This is a genomic window from Rhodococcus sp. IEGM 1318 (assembly GCF_033142465.1).
GTDB lineage: Bacteria > Actinomycetota > Actinomycetes > Mycobacteriales > Mycobacteriaceae > Rhodococcus_F > Rhodococcus_F qingshengii_B.
This window is the reverse complement of sequence record NZ_JAWLSC010000034.1, coordinates 1-16506: the sequence shown is the minus strand read 5'-3', so window position 1 is coordinate 16506 and position 16506 is coordinate 1. Positions and strand designations below refer to the sequence as shown.

The 16506-nt window shown below is 60.3% G+C and carries 11 protein-coding genes and 7 pseudogenes; 8 read left to right on the top strand and 10 right to left on the bottom strand.

All coding sequences use genetic code 11. The features are described 5' to 3' along the window. Window positions 1-95: 95 nt before the first annotated feature. Window positions 96-241, bottom strand: a pseudogene (locus R4P65_RS32515) (IS6 family transposase); the annotation flags it as partial. A 172-nt stretch (window positions 242-413) separates the two neighbouring features. Between R4P65_RS32515 and R4P65_RS32510 the strand changes: the two are divergent. The 3 genes from R4P65_RS32510 to R4P65_RS32500 all read left to right on the top strand — a co-directional run bounded on the left by R4P65_RS32510 (window position 414) and on the right by R4P65_RS32500 (window position 2700). Next, the gene (locus R4P65_RS32510; protein ID WP_317829621.1) at window positions 414-827 is read left to right on the top strand and encodes a hypothetical protein; all 414 of its coding nucleotides are present in this window, start codon (window positions 414-416) and stop codon (window positions 825-827) included. Window positions 828-841: 14 nt separating this feature from the next. Beyond that, window positions 842-1384: a methyltransferase gene (locus tag R4P65_RS32505; RefSeq protein ID WP_317829620.1), complete on the top strand. Its 543-nt coding sequence runs from the start codon at window positions 842-844 to the stop codon at window positions 1382-1384. A gap of 854 nt (window positions 1385-2238) precedes the next feature. Next, the gene (locus tag R4P65_RS32500; RefSeq protein WP_317829619.1) at window positions 2239-2700 is read left to right on the top strand and encodes a diadenosine tetraphosphate hydrolase; all 462 of its coding nucleotides are present in this window, start codon (window positions 2239-2241) and stop codon (window positions 2698-2700) included. A 182-nt stretch (window positions 2701-2882) separates the two neighbouring features. Here R4P65_RS32500 and R4P65_RS32495 read toward each other — a convergent pair whose 3' ends face one another. Further along, window positions 2883-3371, bottom strand: a complete 489-nt coding sequence (locus tag R4P65_RS32495) for a DinB family protein (RefSeq protein WP_317829618.1) — start codon at window positions 3369-3371, stop codon at window positions 2883-2885. Between the two features lie 379 nt (window positions 3372-3750). On the opposite strand from R4P65_RS32495, the gene R4P65_RS32490 reads away from it, so the two are divergent. Together R4P65_RS32490 and R4P65_RS32485 are read left to right on the top strand one after the other, a co-directional pair. Beyond that, complete coding sequence (locus tag R4P65_RS32490) at window positions 3751-4038, top strand: hypothetical protein (RefSeq protein WP_317829617.1); 288 nt, start codon at window positions 3751-3753, stop codon at window positions 4036-4038. Window positions 4039-4499: 461 nt separating this feature from the next. Then, complete coding sequence (locus R4P65_RS32485) at window positions 4500-5051, top strand: hypothetical protein (RefSeq protein ID WP_317829616.1); 552 nt, start codon at window positions 4500-4502, stop codon at window positions 5049-5051. A gap of 157 nt (window positions 5052-5208) precedes the next feature. Here R4P65_RS32485 and R4P65_RS33335 read toward each other — a convergent pair. Further along, window positions 5209-5403: pseudogene (locus tag R4P65_RS33335) on the bottom strand (hypothetical protein); the annotation flags it as partial. Window positions 5404-5506: 103 nt separating this feature from the next. Here R4P65_RS33335 and R4P65_RS32480 point away from each other — a divergent pair. Beyond that, on the top strand, window positions 5507-6481 hold the full coding sequence (locus R4P65_RS32480; RefSeq protein WP_317829615.1) for an IS481 family transposase: 975 nt from the start codon (window positions 5507-5509) through the stop codon (window positions 6479-6481). A 21-nt stretch (window positions 6482-6502) separates the two neighbouring features. Here the strand turns inward: R4P65_RS32480 and R4P65_RS32475 are convergent. Together R4P65_RS32475 and R4P65_RS32470 are read right to left on the bottom strand one after the other, a co-directional pair. Beyond that, window positions 6503-7788, bottom strand: a pseudogene (locus R4P65_RS32475) (IS256 family transposase). A gap of 433 nt (window positions 7789-8221) precedes the next feature. Next, a complete protein-coding gene (locus tag R4P65_RS32470) occupies window positions 8222-10390 on the bottom strand; it encodes an Rv1355c family protein (protein WP_317829614.1) in 2169 nt (722 codons plus the stop codon). 222 nt (window positions 10391-10612) lie between these two features. Here R4P65_RS32470 and R4P65_RS32465 point away from each other — a divergent pair, with 222 nt between their 5' ends. Further along, window positions 10613-11401: a hypothetical protein gene (locus R4P65_RS32465; RefSeq protein WP_317829613.1), complete on the top strand. Its 789-nt coding sequence runs from the start codon at window positions 10613-10615 to the stop codon at window positions 11399-11401. Here the strand turns inward: R4P65_RS32465 and R4P65_RS32460 are convergent. From R4P65_RS32460 to R4P65_RS32450, 4 genes and pseudogenes are all read right to left on the bottom strand, one after another. Further along, window positions 11376-12521 carry a GGDEF domain-containing protein gene (locus tag R4P65_RS32460; RefSeq protein ID WP_317829612.1) on the bottom strand — a complete coding sequence of 382 codons (1146 nt, stop codon included), beginning with the start codon at window positions 12519-12521 and terminating at the stop codon, window positions 11376-11378. The two genes, R4P65_RS32465 and R4P65_RS32460, sit on opposite strands and share 26 nt — an antisense overlap. Window positions 12522-13259: 738 nt before the next feature. Then, window positions 13260-13373, bottom strand: a pseudogene (locus R4P65_RS33330) (hypothetical protein); the annotation flags it as partial. 73 nt (window positions 13374-13446) lie between these two features. Then, a pseudogene (locus R4P65_RS32455) lies at window positions 13447-13806 on the bottom strand (ATP-binding protein); the annotation flags it as partial. A 35-nt stretch (window positions 13807-13841) separates the two neighbouring features. Next, window positions 13842-14850: pseudogene (locus R4P65_RS32450) on the bottom strand (IS256 family transposase); the annotation flags it as partial. Between the two features lie 69 nt (window positions 14851-14919). Here R4P65_RS32450 and R4P65_RS32445 point away from each other — a divergent pair. Beyond that, window positions 14920-16082, top strand: a protein-coding gene (locus R4P65_RS32445) for an IS3 family transposase (protein WP_317829611.1) whose coding sequence is annotated in 2 segments (ribosomal slippage) — window positions 14920-15204 and window positions 15207-16082 — 1161 coding nt in all. Because the reading frame shifts where the segments join, the coding sequence is not laid out codon by codon here. A gap of 35 nt (window positions 16083-16117) precedes the next feature. Here R4P65_RS32445 and R4P65_RS32440 read toward each other — a convergent pair. Further along, window positions 16118-16420 (bottom strand): annotated as a pseudogene (locus tag R4P65_RS32440) (transposase); the annotation flags it as partial. Window positions 16421-16506 lie beyond the last annotated feature (86 nt).

Below are 16506 nucleotides of genomic sequence, written 5' to 3'. Positions count from 1 at the left end.
ACACGGCGTTGTAGCGACGACACCTATCCTGTCAGCCAGCCCCGGGCCGGCCACTACAAACACTTACATGCGATTCAGCCTGCTCAAACTTGGCGTCGCCGGATCGTCTCGTAACTCACCACGACACCGGGTTCGAGCATAAGTTCCTCGACTTCATGGAAGCTGAGCGGAAACCGGAAGTGCAACCACACGCAGTTTTGATGATCTCCGCCGGGTAGTGGTGGCCCTTGTGCGACAGCATTAGGGTGGTCGCGCCATAGCCTCCGGGTTTTCCGCGTTCAACTACGTGACAGTGCCATCAGCGCACAGCACTCGGATCAGTGCGGAGAAGACCGCCGCAGACCAACTTGCACGCCTCACCGTTGTCGGTGCGGCTCCGCGTAATCAACGATCCTCCCGCCCAAGGGTCTGACGTGCTCAGCAGAGTTGATGCGCCGTCGGCGACGTGGATCCGGTTCGTAGAAGGTCAGCTTGTAGCGGCGGACGGCAAGATCGTCGATAACTCCACCCGCGCCATTATCGAGAAACAACTAGGTCCAGCTGAAGCCGGTGAAAAGTGGTGGGCCATCGCCCCAGCACGAACTGGACCAGGATTCGATCTGGTGGCGGAGGGAAGCGGACTTCGGTCGCACAGAGTCAAGGACGGACACCTTCAGCGCACCGTCGAAACCCTGGGCTTCGTGCATCTTGCGGATCAGGCGAGGAGTCTGGCTCTAGCATCGGCGATTTATGGTCGACTGGCCGATGCCGCAGAAAACATGATGGCAGCCGGAGGACGGCTGGCGTGGATTGACGACGGGTTCGTCGTTGTGGAATACACGGCGTGAGCAGCGTTGCGGCAATGAGCGCGCTCACTGAGACGCTGCGCGGTGCGGGCTGCGTCTTCGCTGAGGACGAGGCCGAGATCATCTGGAACTCGACCTCGAACTTCCAGGAACTCGAGTCATGGACGCACCGCCGTATAGCTGGGGAACCTCTCGAGCAGATCGTTGGATGGGTGCAGTTCGCAGAGCTTCGGCTTCGCGTAGGCCCGGGAGTTTTCGTGCCACGGCAACGAACCCTGCTCCTGGCCGATGCCACCGCGGATCTGGTCGAGGCGATCGACAATCCAGTTGTGCTCGTAGCTTTCTGCGGGGTCGCGCCCGTCGCCGCGACGGTGCTGGATCGTCATCCGCGGGCGAATGTGCATGTCACGGACAGTAATTCGACTGCCCTTTCCTATGCGCAGGCAAACGCCGACTTCCGCGCTGCTACCTACCAAGGAGACGTGCTGTCTGGGCTTGCGGTGGAACTGAGGCACAAGGTGGAAGTGATCGCCGCGGTACCTCCGTACGTCCCGGACTCGGAAGCACGATTTCTCCCGCGAGAAGCCATCGACTTCTAGCCGGGCGAAGCCCTCTTCGGGGGAAGTCGAGGATTGGATTGCATCGCTGCGCTGCTCAGTGACGCCCAGTCATGGCTTGCAGAGGAGGGCTCGCTTCTCATTGAGATGAATCCGGGTCAGGTGCCTGCGGTTCTGCAGTTGGCGGCGCCGTTGGGGTACGACCTGGTAGAGGAGTTCTCCAGTGAGGATCAGACGGCTGTATTGCGGTTCACCGGTAGGTAGTCAAACCCTTCGCCACCGGTCCGCCGCCCTGCCGAAGCGTTCATCGGTTGGCGATGTCGAGCGTTCGGGTCGGGCCGAGCCGTGATCACTAAATTGTCTTTCACCCATCGGTGGTTGTCGAGCATTCGTAGAGCCGGCATCGCGGCTGTCGAGTAGGGTTGCCAGCCCTCGCACCTGAGATGGCGGCTGCACATCGACCCAACGGCGACAGTCAGCACTGAACTCAGGAGCGGTATGACGAGGGACAGAGAAACTTGCACCCAAACCGGCTGCAGTCCGACACCCACAGGAACTTCCGGAATACTGCACCTTTCGAATACTGCACATCCGCCAGTCAACCTGCCAGGTCGTCACTGAATCAGTCAGTGCAACAGCATAATTGAGGAAGGTTCATTGTGGATAATTGGTGGTTGTACTGGAGCCCGTTTCCGCAGCCTGTCCGGGAGTGGCTGTGGATGATCGTGCAACAGATTTGGTCTGGCTGAGACCGCGGACCGGCGGGACTCGTCAGGAAGTCGGCGGCATCTGGTGCACCAGCGATTCGTACAATCGCTCTATTGCTGTGAGGACTTCAGCTGGTTCGATGTACTGGGCTCTTCTCACGCAGAGCAGGTGCCAGGCAGTATCGAGGGGTGACTGACTGGAGACATAGACGAGTGGAATCCGCTCTCAAGGGCCAGAACCCAACTGTGCTGACATCACTGCCGGAGGCGTTCGCTGTGATCGGGGACGTCCAGTGGTTGCCGGGATACTGTGTCCTTCTGACAGATGACCTCACCGTCACACGTTTGAGTGACCTTCCTCGATCTCGTCGACTGGCATACCTCGAGAGCGTCGATCGCCTCGCCTGCGCAGTGGAAGATGCCTGCCTCCGGGCGGACAGCGAGTTTCGGCGGGCGAACATCGAGATTCTGGGAAACACAGACGAATTCCTGCACACTCACATCTGGCCCCGTGACGAATGGGAACCAGAGCGGTACCGACGCATGCCCGTCTGGCTCTACCCATCCAGCCAATGGACTGACCCGGCCCATCAGCTCACCGCAAGACACGACCCGTTACGTGCAGCAATCACCGATGCCCTCCGCACCTGAGATGGCTGCTGCACATCAACCCAACGGCGACGGTCAGCACTGAGCTCAGGAGACATCGGTATGACGAGGGGCAAAGAAACTCGCACCCAATCCGGCTGCAGGACGACGCCGACGGGGATGCTGCTGTGCAGGACGAACATGCTCGTCGCGACCCCGTGGGAGTTAGCTGAGGCCGGGCCCTTTCAAAGTAGCGGCTTGTCAATCTGTTCACGGAGGATATCCCCGTGGCCTGCGTGCCTGGCGAACTCTTGGATCATCAGAAGTAGCGTCCATCGCATGCTGACGGTCCCTTCTCGCGGAATGTCCAGGATGTCGTCGAGGGCGAAGCGGGAGGCGATCTCACGTGACCGCTGGCTAGCGCGCTCGAACTCGGCGATGACATCTGCCAGCGCCTCGTCGTCGGCTACGTCGAAGGTGCCCTCGTCTCGGCGGGAGTATCCATCGCATTCGGATTCACTGAGTCCTGCCCAAAACCGTTGGAAACATATCCGTTCCGCGGCAGCGGCATGCTTGATCAAGGAGATCGGTGTCGTCAGCGATACGACGAGTCGTTGACGGGCGTCGATTTCAGAGAGTCCGCGTACGGTATTGATCAGCGCTTCGCGGTTCCGGTCGAGCATGTTCTCGATGATCGATCGCTCCGTGCCGAAAGTAATTATGTTGGTGCTCATATTCTTTCACTCGATTCAGTAATGTGGACGGCCGAGGGCCGGTGTGTTCTCAGCTGGGATGTGTTACGCAGAACAGCAATCCGTGGGTGAAAGCGAAATGTTCGGCACCGGGAAACGAGCCAAAGAAAGGCGATTGCATCCGTTTGCCATCCAGGGCGATGCGCTGGGGAGTGCAAGCAGAGGGGCCAGCGTCATCACCGCGGCCAGGGACTGTTGTCTGCTCGCAGTGTATTCGTTAGTTCAGTGAATACGCCAGCGCTCCCCGGTCGGTGGGTACCCGAGTGGGGGAGCATCGGCGGCACAGGCTTTCCGCGACTGCGGCCGTTCCGGGCTGTGGACTGTTGTGTCGTGGTCATGTGCGATCGGCGACACTTTCTGTATGTCGCTCTTCGTCAGACGCCCACAGGACATGCTGTGGTGGGTTGTGGTTGCAGCCATTGCGTCCGCGTTTGCTGGTCTCGCGTTCTCGTTCATGTGGAGGTACGCGGTCCCACGGCTGCTGATAGTTGCTGACCCGCCGCCGCCTGGTGATCCGGGTGATATCGGGTATATCCGCACGTACGACTACATGCAGTACGTCTCGGGCCCTGAGTGGTGGCGGATCACATCACTCGCACACAGTGAGCCGGGCGCGGTCGCGGTTCATGAAGCGCAGCCCTGTGTGTGAGCACACGCCGCCAACGTGAGCGGATTCGACCCTCCTCGCACGTCGCATCGCCGAGCGCATGGTTCCATTGGTTCCCGAGCACGCCGAAACAATCGGTGGGCCGGAAACAGCCGGCATTCCGATCGCCACCATGGCTGGCCAGGGCCGGCATACCAGTGGGCGTCGTCTGTAAGGCGCCAAAAGCATTATGGAACAAATGAATTGCCAGAAGGTTTCGACGTCATAGGGAAGACTGTCCCCCTGATCGTGCAGGTAGGGCTGCCGTTCGCGCTGTGGTGAAAGCGGAGAAGACGAATTCAGACTGGGTAGCCACATCCGAACCATGACGTCGATCTACCGCGAACTGAGAGGTGACTTGACCACCGACACGGTGTTTAGTGAGCGACTTCCTAACCACCGATTTCTCCGGTTTGGCGATACCGAGACGAATTTACCGACATCACGTACTGTAGCCTCTCCGAATGAGCATCAGACCGGACGCAAAACAGCTACCTCTCACACCTAAACGGCGAGGCGCATTGATTCTTGTTTTCTACGCTACAGCTTGGGGGATCATCGGATCTTCAGCACTGACATTGCCAACTCATTATATTGCAGTTACAGTTTTGATCTCCGTATTTGTTATCGTCGCAGCCTTCGCACCTCCCTTCCGATCGCCGGTTGAGAAGAAAAGAATTACTAATTTTCCTGCTCGCTTCGACGGGTACAGATGGACCACCATCGGGCAATATACGCTAATCGCAGCGGCAGTTGCAGTGCTCGTCACCACGGGACGTGGGCATTTAGTGCTTCCTATTATCTGTTTAATCGTGGGAGTTCATTTCTATCCCCTCGCATGGATTTTCGGACAATCACAGTATTGGGCAACTGGATCTGCCATGATCGCACTTGCAATTTTCGGTCTAGTTTCAGCGATTGATGGGAATAATTTGAGCGTGATGCGCGCGGCTGTAGGGCTGGGTTCAGCGATAGTTCTCTGGGCGACAAGTCTGGACGTACTAAGGTGCGGATGATTCCGAAAATCAAATCAGTCTCCAACCAAATCACATCGAAGTCTTAGCGCCACGCACCCAATGGCGAGATAAGTTTGGCTCCTCGATGTGCACCAATTATCTATTGTCCAGAGTCGAGCACTGACTCGTGGCGAACTAATCATCGTGCGTACGCCTACTATTCGTAGGTGGCGGAGCATGCGGTGAAGTGCAAAACAGGCCGGCGCCTATCCCGTTGGCGCGACAATCGGCCCGGGTGATAAACGGCGTTGTCGCGAAGCATCGCCCACAACACGTTCAACTGCCGTCTCGCCAGCGCAAGTACCGCCTGCGTATGCCGGCACCAATCGAGATTGTCACGACTAGTTGTTGTGGGTATGGACGTTGATGACGCGGGACTAAAGTAGACGGGCTGGTCCTCGGCGTAAGAATGGGAGTTGCGACACAACCGTTCTCGACCAAGAAGGACCAGCCCTGTGACATACCGTAATGCCCCCTTGACTGTCGAGGGAAGACGGCGCCTGATCGAGCGGTGCCAGAGTCGTCCGATCGCCCACGTAGCCGCCGAGATGGGCGTCTCCCGCCAGTGCGCCTCCACATGGGTCAACCGGTACCGCAAGTACGGTGACCTGGGATTACAAGACCGATCCAGCGCACCGAAGCACCACCCGACCGCCACAGCGGCAGAGGTCGTCACCGAGATCGAAGCGATGCGACGGACCCGGAAATGGTCGGCCTCACGGATCACATTCGAGCTGCGCACCGACGGCATCACCATTGCTCGTCGAACGGTCACGAGAATCTTGCGGGACCTCGGTCTGAATCGTCGCCGGTTCATCGATCCGAACGGCGAAACCACCCGAAAACCGCAGGTCATCGTTGCGAAACGACCTGGTCAGATGGTCCATGTCGATGTGAAGAAAGTCGGAAGAATCCCGGACGGCGGCGGTTGGCGTGCCCACGGCCGCGGGTCCGACCAGGCCAAACGATCCCAACGGCGGAAAACCCGAGCGAAGCAACCTCGGATCGGTTACACCTACCTGCACTCCGCGATCGACGGCAACACCCGTTTGGCGTACACCGAGGCACGCGACAACGAAACCGCTGCAACAGCCATCGATTTCATGCACAACGCCCGACTCTTCTTCGCTGCACACGGCATCACCCGTATCGAACGCGTGATCACCGACAACGGATCATGCTATCGGGCAGCAGATTTCACGTCTTCACTCCGCGAGGCTCGGCACTACCGCATCAAGCCGTACACACCGAAACACAATGGGAAGGTCGAACGCTACAACCGCATCCTCGCCGAAGAACTGTTGTACTCCCGTGAGTACACCAGCGAGCAGCAACGACGCACTGCCGTTGAGGTATGGAATGTTCACTACAATTATCACCGACCGCATTCAACACGCGGAGGACGACCGCCCGCGGGTCTATCTCGTTAAGGGTGTTTCGGCCGGTTTTCATCAGTAGGTTTCCGATCCTGGCCAACGATCGGCGAACGTGATCGCAAACGCGTTCAGGGCGGGCTTCCACCTCGTTATCCATCGTGCCTGGCCCTTGCCTGTCGGGTCCAGTGAACGAGTCACCAGATAGAGGCACTTGAGCGCGGCAGCCTCGGTGGGAAAATGCCCACGAGCCTTGACAGCACGCCGGTATCGAGCATTCAAGGACTCAATAGCGTTGGTAGGAGCACAGCACTCGCCGTATCTCGGTGTCGTAGTCGAGGAACGGGATGAATTCCTGCCAGGCGTTGTTCCACAGTCGGATGATCGCCGGATTCTGCTTGCCCCAACGGTCTGCGAGATCGTCGAACGCTGCCCTCGCGGCGGCCTCGGTCGGGGCAGTGAAAGATCGGCTTGAGATCGTGTTTGAGTGCATCCCAATGCTGCCGCGACGACAACCGAAATGTGTTCCGGATCAAATGGATTACACACGTTTGGACAGTGGTCGCCGGCCAGACGTTCTAGGGCGACCTCCGGTAGACCTTTCAATCCGTCGCAGACCAGGAAGAACACGTCCCGGGTGCCCCGATTTCGAATGTCTGTGAGCACGGACATCGAAGAATTTGGCGCCCTCACCGCCGGTGCCGGCCCACAACCCGAGCACGTCCCGGTGCCAGTCGAGACTGACGCCGATCGCGGCATAGATAGGCCGGTTCGCTTTCCTGCCCGTCCCTGACCTTGACGACGATCGCATCGATGAAGATCGCCGCGTACACCTCGTCGAGCGGCCGGGCAGCCCAGTCCTGCATCTCCTCGAGCACCTTGTCGGTGATCCGTGAGATGGTCTCTTTCGAGACCGAGGCGCCGTAGATTTCAGCGAAATGAGCGGAGATCTCACCGGTCGTTAATCCTTTGGCGTACAGCGACAACACGATCTCATCGACCCCGGTCAATCGACGTTGGCGTTTCTTGACGATCTGCGGCTCGAACGTCCCTTCCCGATCACGAGGGACCTCGATCGGAACATGCCCGGTCGCCTCGGTCAACACCGTTTTCGACCGAGTCCCGTTGCGGATGTTCGTCGAGTCCCGCTCCGGCGGCGCTTGGTTCTTGTCGTGCCCGAGGTGCTCGGTCATCTCCTCGTTCAACGCAGTTTCCAGGACAGTTTTGGTGAACTGCTTGAGCAAACCGTCCGGATCGGTCAGCGACAGACCCTGCTCCTTCGCCAACCTGACCAGCTCCGCAGCCGCCGCAGCTTCCGCGGAGGGCTCGGACCTCTTCTTCGTCACATCTTCCAGTGTCGTCATCTCGGCACCTCCTCGCCGAGCATTCACTCAGCGTCTCGGGCCGAAACACCGATTACGAAACAGTCCCGAAACAGTCCCCGAGGTTGTGACTTTCGGCTGGAAATGGCATGGTTTTGACGCCGTAGTTGGCATGGCGCGGATGCGTCGTCGTGCGTGACAGGGCGCCGCCGTGTGTCTTGTTGTTTCGCTGGGTTTCAGGGTGAGGGCATGCCAAGGATTTGTGACGGTGAAGCACCAATTTTGGCCGTGAAGCGCTGGTCCACGGCGCTCTGAGGGCTATTCGATGACGCAGATCGGGGCGGTTTCGTGTGATGTGTGCGATCTGCCGCCGGTCTCCTCGATCCTCGGGTGCGGTGCCAGCTCCCGCTGAGCCGGGTCGCGATGGTGTACGCGTTCGCATGGTGTCCGCAGGTCGATGGTCGTCGTTGTGCGATCAGTGGTGTGGTGTATGTCGCCGGCTCGGTGATGCTGGGGTGGAGGTGCGGAATATGCGCAGGATGAGGGTGGCGGGGTGGCTGGATGTGGTGGCGGTGAGTGTGTTCAGCTCGTCCCGCAGTGTGGTGAGTTCGTCGACGCGGTCGGGGGTGAGGCGCTTGAGGTGGTGCGCGGCGGTGGCGTAGAGCGGGAGGGGGGTGATCGGGTGCACGGAGTATCCCTGTGCTTGTGTGTGTATCCAGAATTCTTCTGCCACTGCGCCGCCGCGAATGTAGTCGCGTGCAGAGGTGCCGGTCTGGGTGATGACGGCGATGGCGTTACTCGAGGTCAGGCGGGTGATGGTGTCTGAGCGGAGTGCTTGCCCGGTGTCCCATAGGTTGAGGTGGGTCATGACGTCGGGGCGGCGGAGGAGTTCGAGGGCGGCGAGGCCCGCGGTCGGGATGCCGAGGCTGGTGACTTCGATGCCGGTGTCGAGGTCGTGTGAGTCCGGCCACCGTAGTTCGGCGATCATTTCCCGGTGCAGACGGTCGGTGAGGAAGCGGATGCGGTCGGTGGCGCTGATGTTCTCCGCCAAGCGGTCGATCGTGTCGCGGTCCTCGATCAGGTGCACGCGGTGAGTCTGGGTGGACAGACGTGCGGCCAGGTCGGCCAGATTCGTCAGCTCGGGGAGAATCGGGTCGGTGCCGGGTGCCCCACGGTGTGTGACTCGGTCGAGCATGCCGGGAAGTTGTGTGGCGAGTCGGGTGTCTGTGCCTGTGGTGAATGCAATGCGGGCGGTGGTGGCAGTTCCGTCGCCGGTGATGTCCGTCTCGCCGAGGATATTTCGGTGGGCGGCGGCGATACGTGCGTTGTGCAGTGCCGCGCCGAGCGCGACGAAACTGCCCCGGTGCTCGATATCGACTGTCGAGGAACGCGTTTCGTCAATGCGCAGGGTAATGCCTGTCGTATCGACGTCGATGATCCAGGGTTGAGCGTTGCCGCCGGACGGGGCACGGGTGGCAGCGAACGCGACAGCGTCGATGTCTGTGCACGTGTCGTACAGGGACCTAAGATCAGCTGTGCCTGCTGATTGACCCGTGGCCGACTCGGTCGGGCCTTGGGGAATGAGTGGTTCGCGTAGCTGATCGAGGTGTTCACCGATGTCGATTCGTGCTCGTCCGGAGGGTAACGGTTCGCCGAGACCGAAGCGGCGTACTGCTGCGGCGACGGAAGCGCCGCCGAGCAGGACGTCTCCGCCGAGTTGGGGCCAGGTCGACAAGGTGGTGCCGACGTCGAGAACAGAAGCAGCCATACGGGAAGAGATGGCGTCTGCTTCGAGGATGCGTAGGCCGAATGGGATCTTTTCCCGAACCGACAGCCCCGCCACGGATGCGGAATCGATATCGCCGACGAGGCCGTGGAACAGTGGTCGCTGCGGATCGAGATCGTAGCGTTCGACGTCGATCAGGCCTCGGTCACTGGTTTCCATGACAACGGGGATGCCGCGTCGTCGGGCACGGTCGCGGATGAGGACTTTGACGTCGAAGGAGTCGCATTCCTCGATCACCAGGTCCAGGCCGTCGAGGAAGTCGTCGATCGTATTTTCGTCGACTCCGTCGGTCCAGGCGTCCACGCGAAGATAGGGGTCGATCTCGGCGATGCGACGCTGCGCGAGGACCGCTTTGTTCACACCCAGGTCCAGAACGGTGGCGGAGAGACGGTTGAGGTTGGAAAGATCGAGGTCGTCGAAGTCGGCCAGACGTAGATACCCAGTTGTTCCTTCGAGGGCGAGGGCGTGAGCGATGGCGCTCCCGACGCTCAGCCCCACGATCCCGATCCGCAACTGCGAGAGTTGTTCTTGTTCGGTAGTGGTGATCTTGTTGCGGTTGCGATCGAGTCGCAGCCGACGGAAACCGAGCGGACCGAGAAGCCTCACGAGGGTGCCCCGCCACGGGTAGAGAATCCATTGAGCGGGCTCGGCGAGTTCGGGTTCACCGGGTGCTGGTGTCAAGGAGCGCAGCGAGGCTCGTTGGGTCACGAGCGTGTCGAGGGCATCGATTCCAGTGGCCCGGAGCTCGGCGACGCGGCACATGTGAGTGGGGTCGGTTTCGTCGAAGACTTCCACCGTTCCGGTTGTTGTCTCGACGGTTGCCGGGGACTGGTCTTCTGCCCTGTATTCCTGGACCACTGTTGTCCTACTTTCATTTCCGCATCTGCCGCGAGGCCTCGGCCGGTCTTGGATATCCAAGCACTTCGCGGGCGTACACGTTGCTCGGCTGTCGTGGGCGTCGCTCTGGTTGGGACAGGGCGGTGAAACGCGATCACAATCACCGATGAGCAGTCCTCTTCGGGTTGCTCATCGTTGCCCGGTCAGCGCATCGCTGCTCGGATCTGTCGAAAGGACATCTACATGATCGTGATTTCCGCACACAAGGACAAACTGGGGAGTGGCTGCGGCGTATTAGACGACAGCGCTGTAAAGGTAGCGGGGACAGTGGGGGTGGAAATAGTTCTCTCCACACCCGCTGCCGACCGGAATTTGTGGGAGGAGTACCTGCGAGGAGCGTTCGCGTCGTACTGTCGGTACGGGGCGCAGGCAGCGTTGGATCTGTCGACGGTACGCGAAGGAACCTCGACATCGTTGTTCTATGCCCTGGTCCAGGAGGGGAACGTGATCGGTGGGGTGCGCGCTCAGGGTCCGTACACGTGCGCGTCGCAGTCACACGCGCTGGTCGAGTGGGCAGGCAATGCCGGGTACGCACAGGTTCGCGATGCGATCACCGTTCGTATCCCCGACGGAGTGGTAGAGATGAAATCCGCGTGGGTATCCCCGAACACCGCACACTCCGGCAAACTCTCGGCTGCGTTGGCGCGGGTGGCGCTGCCGACGATGGAGCGATTGCACTCTCGATATGTGATGGCCACAGCCGCCGATCACGTGTTGGCGAGATGGGAATCGTCCGGTGGCCGAGTCGATCCTTCGGTGCAGGCGGCAGCGTATCCGGACTCGCGGTATCGCACCCGCATCATGTGGTGGGATCGCCGCACACTGCACCTGGATGCGGATCCGATCGTGTGGCGGCGCATGTGGGCAGATAACCAAATACTGTGGCCATCGCCTGCACCTGGTGAAGCCCGGCCGGTGCAGTTGCCGCTGCGCTCGTTCCTTGACCTCAGTGGGGAGACTTTGGTGTCGTGATGTCGAAGCGGGCGGGTTCGGCGCCGGCCGTGTGATTAGGGGCGAGCAGATCGATACTCATCGGAGGAAGGTGCTCGCACCGTACCGTGTTGCGGCCGGCGGCTTTCGCGGCGTACATCAGCGTGTCTGCGCGGCGGGCCAGCACATCGACGAACTCGCTGAGCGTCACGCTCGGTGTGAGTCCGTGATCGTCCACCGTGCAGAAAATCCCGCCGATACTGACCGTGACATTGCAGCATTGGGCAACCGAGATGCGGATGCTCTCCGACAGCGCGAAGACCGCCTTGAGGCTCGACGCGGGGAAGAAAGCCACGAATTCTTCCCCGCCGAACCGCCCCACCAACACGTCGGCACGAACAGCCCCGAGGGTCGCTGCGACGACATCGTTGAGGACTGCGTCTCCGGCGGCGTGACCGAAATGATCGTTGATCTGCTTGAAATGATCGACATCGATGACGAGAAAACCCACTTCCTCGGCGCCACTCGGATTTTCGCGGGCATACCGTTCGACGCGGTCGAGAAAACCTCGCCGATTCGGAAGGCCTGTCAATGGGTCGGTGTTCGCCAGCTCCCGATACCGGGCGCGGGAGAACTCGAGTGAGCGCCTCAACGTGCCGATCATGAACACCGGCAACCAGATCACGGTCACCGACACCGCGCAACTGACCAACGCCGATGCGAGGCTCTCGGCGACAGCGATCGACACCGCCCATGCCAATGCGATGGCAACAATCGTGTGCCCCAAAATGACTCGCCTAGTCGATGCCATTGCCGCGATCGCAGGTATCGCCGAGAGTAGGGTCACGATGCCCCTCGCTGCGGCCGGATCGGTCACCAGATACGCAGCAAGAGCGATGCCGGCCATTCCGACGAGGCCGAGTACTGAGAACATCCGGTCGGACAACTTCCCGACGACCAGGGTGATCAAAAAAATTGCACTCGTCGTCGCGCACACCCCGAGCAGATACACAGGTGCACCCTCGCGCACGAACGACGGCGACAACAACGCGATCGCAGGCAGAGGAATCGCACCCGCGGTACTGACGAGGACCGCCAGCGACCGCGCGTCCGTGCGCACGCAAAAGCTCATATACCACCCGTACAGCCCAGCCGCACTCATGTATGAGACTCTAAGTGAACCGACTCATCGGAATGTAACCGCCCCACCGTTAGACACCTCTTGGCATCCACGAGCAGATCGACGGCGAGGTGTAGATGTACTGCAAATATCCTCCTATTTCTCCGAATTTCGGGCGGAATACGGTTACACTTCCGAGTTTCAGCACACGTTTCGTTACCGGCGTTGTCGGTAATCGGGGAGCACACACGGGTAGGGGTAGAGGCATGTTCGCCGAACAACTCGACGCACTCTGCGCTCGGCCGGAACGGCGGGTGAGCAACGTCATGTTGTGTCAGGCCCTCGCCGACCGGGGCTGCGAAGTGTCGAAACCGTACCTCTTGCAACTGCGCAACGGCGTCAGAACAGATCCCGCAGCGCAGATCGTGGAGGCTCTCGCGACTACTTCGAGGTGACCGTGGACCACTTCTTCGCCCCACATCCACCCGCAGGACGCAATCGCCCTCGCGCGAGCCGACATCGAGACTCTCCGCGACGTCGGCAATGTAGTGCTGGGACGACTGCTGATCTCTGCACAGGATCTTCGTTCGTCTCATTCACTCTTCTGATCAATTTCGCCGACCGACTTCATCTATTACCGACTGAGCGATCCGGGAACACGGCAGCCGCAGAGCAGGAACACACGCGGTTGTCGCGCACAGACTCACGCACGAAGCGCAGACCTCACAGGTGGGAGAGAGATGGGGCCTATCTCGCTAACGGTGTTTCGGCCGGTTTCCATCAGTAAGTTTCCGACCCGGGCCAGTGATCGGCGAACGTGATCGCTAACGCATTCAGAGCAGGCTTCCACCTCGTTATCCATCGTACTTGGCCCTTGTCATCGAGTCGCCGGGTCGGTCGGAGTGACTATGTCAATCCCATTCAGGTCCAGTAGGGCGGCTTGATCCGAACCCACCTTGCGTATGGATCAGGCGGATTGCTGAGCTCTGGTATGCGCGAGTCGATAGGAGTCCGTGCCGGTTTCAATGATGTTGCCGCCGAACGTCAGCCGGTCCTCGATCGCCGCGCAAAGCCTGGGGTCGGTGAACGTTTTGGTCCATCCGGAGAAGGATTCGTTGGAAGCGATGGCGACGGAATTCTTTTCTTCCCGTTCGGTCAACACCTGAAAGAGCAGCTCAGCGCCTCGCTTGTCGAGTTCCATGTAACCGAGTTCGTCGAGCAAAAGGAGATCCAATCTCCCGTAACGGGCGATGGTTTTAGCGAGTTGTTTCTCATCCGCGGCTTCGACGAGCTCGTTCACCAACCTGGTGGCGAGGACGTATTTGACGAGAGATATTGTCAATTCCTGTGGATGAGGGAGCTTCAAGCAACCTCCGATCCAGTGCTTGCGGGCTCGGCCGCCCCGGCGTCGAATACGGTGATGTCGGTGGGTCGTTCGAGCAGTTTCCCCTTGTGGAACACCGTGCCGGCCCGCACGAGCGCAACCAGATGTGGTGCGTTGACCGCGCGCCAACGCGCTTGCGCGGCGTCGATCAGCTTGTAGGCCATGGCAAGTCCGGCCGCACGGGAGCCTGGCCCCTTGGTGACCTTCGTCCGTAACCGCACAGTCGCGAATGTCGATTCGATGGGATTTGTCGTGCGTAGATGCACCCAGTGCTCGGCCGGATACTTGTAGAACTCAAGTAGCACATCGATGTCGTCGACGATCTTCGCGACCGCCTTCGGATACTTCGCGCTGTAGTCGAGTTCGAAGGCTTTGATCGCCAACTGGGCCCTGTCGGTGTCCTCCGCTATGCAGATTTCCTTCATCGCTGCGAGGGCGCCTGGATGCGCCGACTTCGGCAGCACAGCAAGAACATTGGACTGTTTGTGGAACCAGCATCGCTGCTCACGGGCTTCGGAGAACACCTCCCGCAGCGCCTTCCAAAACCCAAGTGCGCCGTCACCGACCGCGAGGACGGGCGCGGCCATGCCACGCCGGCGACAGCTGCGCAGCAAATTCGCCCACGACTCGGTGGACTCGCGGTACCCGTCGGTGAGGGCGACGAGTTCTTTTCGGCCGTCCGCGCGGACGGCCGATCATCACGAGCAGGCACAGTTTCTCTTGCTCGAGCCGGACTTTGAGGTGGATGCCGTCGACCCAGAGGTAGACGAAGTCGGTGCCGGAGAGGTCTCGATCCTGGAAGGCCTTGGCCTCGTCTTGCCATTGAGTTGTCAGTCGGGTGATCGAGGCTGGTGAGAGTCCGGCACCGGATCCGAGGAACTGCTCCAATGCCGGTCCGAAGTCACTGGTGGAGAGTCCGTGCAGGTACAGCAGTGGCAGTACTTCGTTCATTTGCGGGGACTTGCGTACCCAGGCCGGCAGGATCGAGGGTCTGCTGCACGGATAGGTGACATCTGAGCTGTGGTGCCGAGAGGTACCGCTGGAAGGATGTGCACCATGCCCAAGCCCTATCCCCGAGAGTTCCGTGACGACGTTGTCCGCGTAGCCCGCAGCCGCGAGCCCGGAATGCTGTTGAAGCAGATCGCCGCAGATTTCGGGATCAGCGAATCCTGCCTGACGGGCTGGCTGAAAGTGGCCGATATCGAGGACGGAATCAAACCAGGAACTACCGGTGAGGACGTGGTCGAGAACCGGGAACTGCGTAAGCGAATCCGGCTGCTCGAGCAGGAGAACGAAGTTCTGCGACGGGCAGCGGCGTATCTGTCGCAAGCCAATCTCCCGGGAAAAGGCTCTACCCGCTCGTGAAAGAACTCGCCACCGAAAAGATTCCGGTGGCGGTGACGTGCCGGGTGCTGAAGATCGCTCGACAGCCGTACTACCGCTGGCTCTCCCATCCTGTGACCAATGCCGAGTTCGCCGAGGCCTACCGAGCCAACGCACTCTTCGACGCCCATCGCGGCGACCCTGAATTCGGCTACCGGTTGCTGACCTACGAAGCCCGCGGCGCTGGCCATCCGATGACCGAGCGCACCGCATGGCGGATTTGTTCGGACAACGGTTGGTGGAGTGTGTTCGGCAAGAAACGAGGCAAGAGTGGCCGTCCCGGACCTGCCGTACACGATGACCACGTCAAACGAAATTTCGCCGCGACAGATCCGAACAGGTTGTGGCTCAGTGACATTACCGAACATCCCACAGCGGAAGGCGAACTCTACCTGTGCGCGATCAAGGACGTTCACTCGAACCGGATCGTCGGCTACTCCATCGATTCGCGAATGAAATCCCGACTCGCGGTCGCTGCGTTGACCTCGGCGCTGGCCCGCCGAACCGATACTGCCGGATGCATCGTACATTCCGACCGCGGATCTCAATTTCGAAGCCGAAAGTTTCTGCGGACCTTGGATCGTCATAGTCTGATCGGGTCGATGGGCAGAGTCGGAGCGGCCGGCGACAACGCTGCCATGGAATCGTTCTTCTCGCTGTTGCAGAAGAACGTCCTCGATCGGCGGGCCTGGAAATCTCGAGAGGAACTGCGGATCGCGATCGTCACCTGGATCGAACGGACCTACCATCGCCGCCGACGTCAGAGCCGGCTCGGTAAGTTGACCCCGATTGAATACGAGGCCATCATGACCACGTCAGCTATCACGGCTGCGTGAACGAACCTGTCACCTGTTCGTGCAGCAGACCCCAACGACGAAAACCTTTGGCGTTCTCCGGTGTCCGGGTCGATGCGTTTGTCGTTGACCCGGGGAGCTTTCACGTTGACCGCACCGGCGGCGGTCAGGACGTCGCGTTCTGTGTGGTAGCCGTTGCGCACCACCTGGCGGTGCCCGTTCTCGTCAACCAGATCAGCGAACTGGTCGATGTAGGCGGCAACCTCCGCTTGCAGTGCAGCGGCAAGCAGCTTCCGGGCGCCGTCGCGGACGATCTCGTCGAGCAGCGACCGCCCGCTGTCGTCGTTGGACTGGTCGTTCTCGTGTACTACCGTAAGCACGGGCGTACCTGGGGTGTACCAATGATCTTGGACAGTGAATCTCGGGATGAGAGAGGATCTGTACATGACCGAGAAGCGTCGTCAGT

Bases quoted from the DNA above. Each gene is read 5' to 3' on its own strand.
- R4P65_RS32505 (WP_317829620.1), top strand. From the start codon at position 842: ATGAGCGCGCTCACTGAGACGCTGCGCGGTGCGGGCTGCGTCTTCGCT.
- R4P65_RS32495 (WP_317829618.1), bottom strand. From the start codon at position 3,371: ATGAGCACCAACATAATTACTTTCGGCACGGAGCGATCGATCATCGAG.
- R4P65_RS32490 (WP_317829617.1), top strand. From the start codon at position 3,751: ATGTCGCTCTTCGTCAGACGCCCACAGGACATGCTGTGGTGGGTTGTG.
- R4P65_RS32485 (WP_317829616.1), top strand. From the start codon at position 4,500: ATGAGCATCAGACCGGACGCAAAACAGCTACCTCTCACACCTAAACGG.
- R4P65_RS32465 (WP_317829613.1), top strand. From the start codon at position 10,613: ATGATCGTGATTTCCGCACACAAGGACAAACTGGGGAGTGGCTGCGGC.
- R4P65_RS32460 (WP_317829612.1), bottom strand. From the start codon at position 12,521: ATGAGTGCGGCTGGGCTGTACGGGTGGTATATGAGCTTTTGCGTGCGC.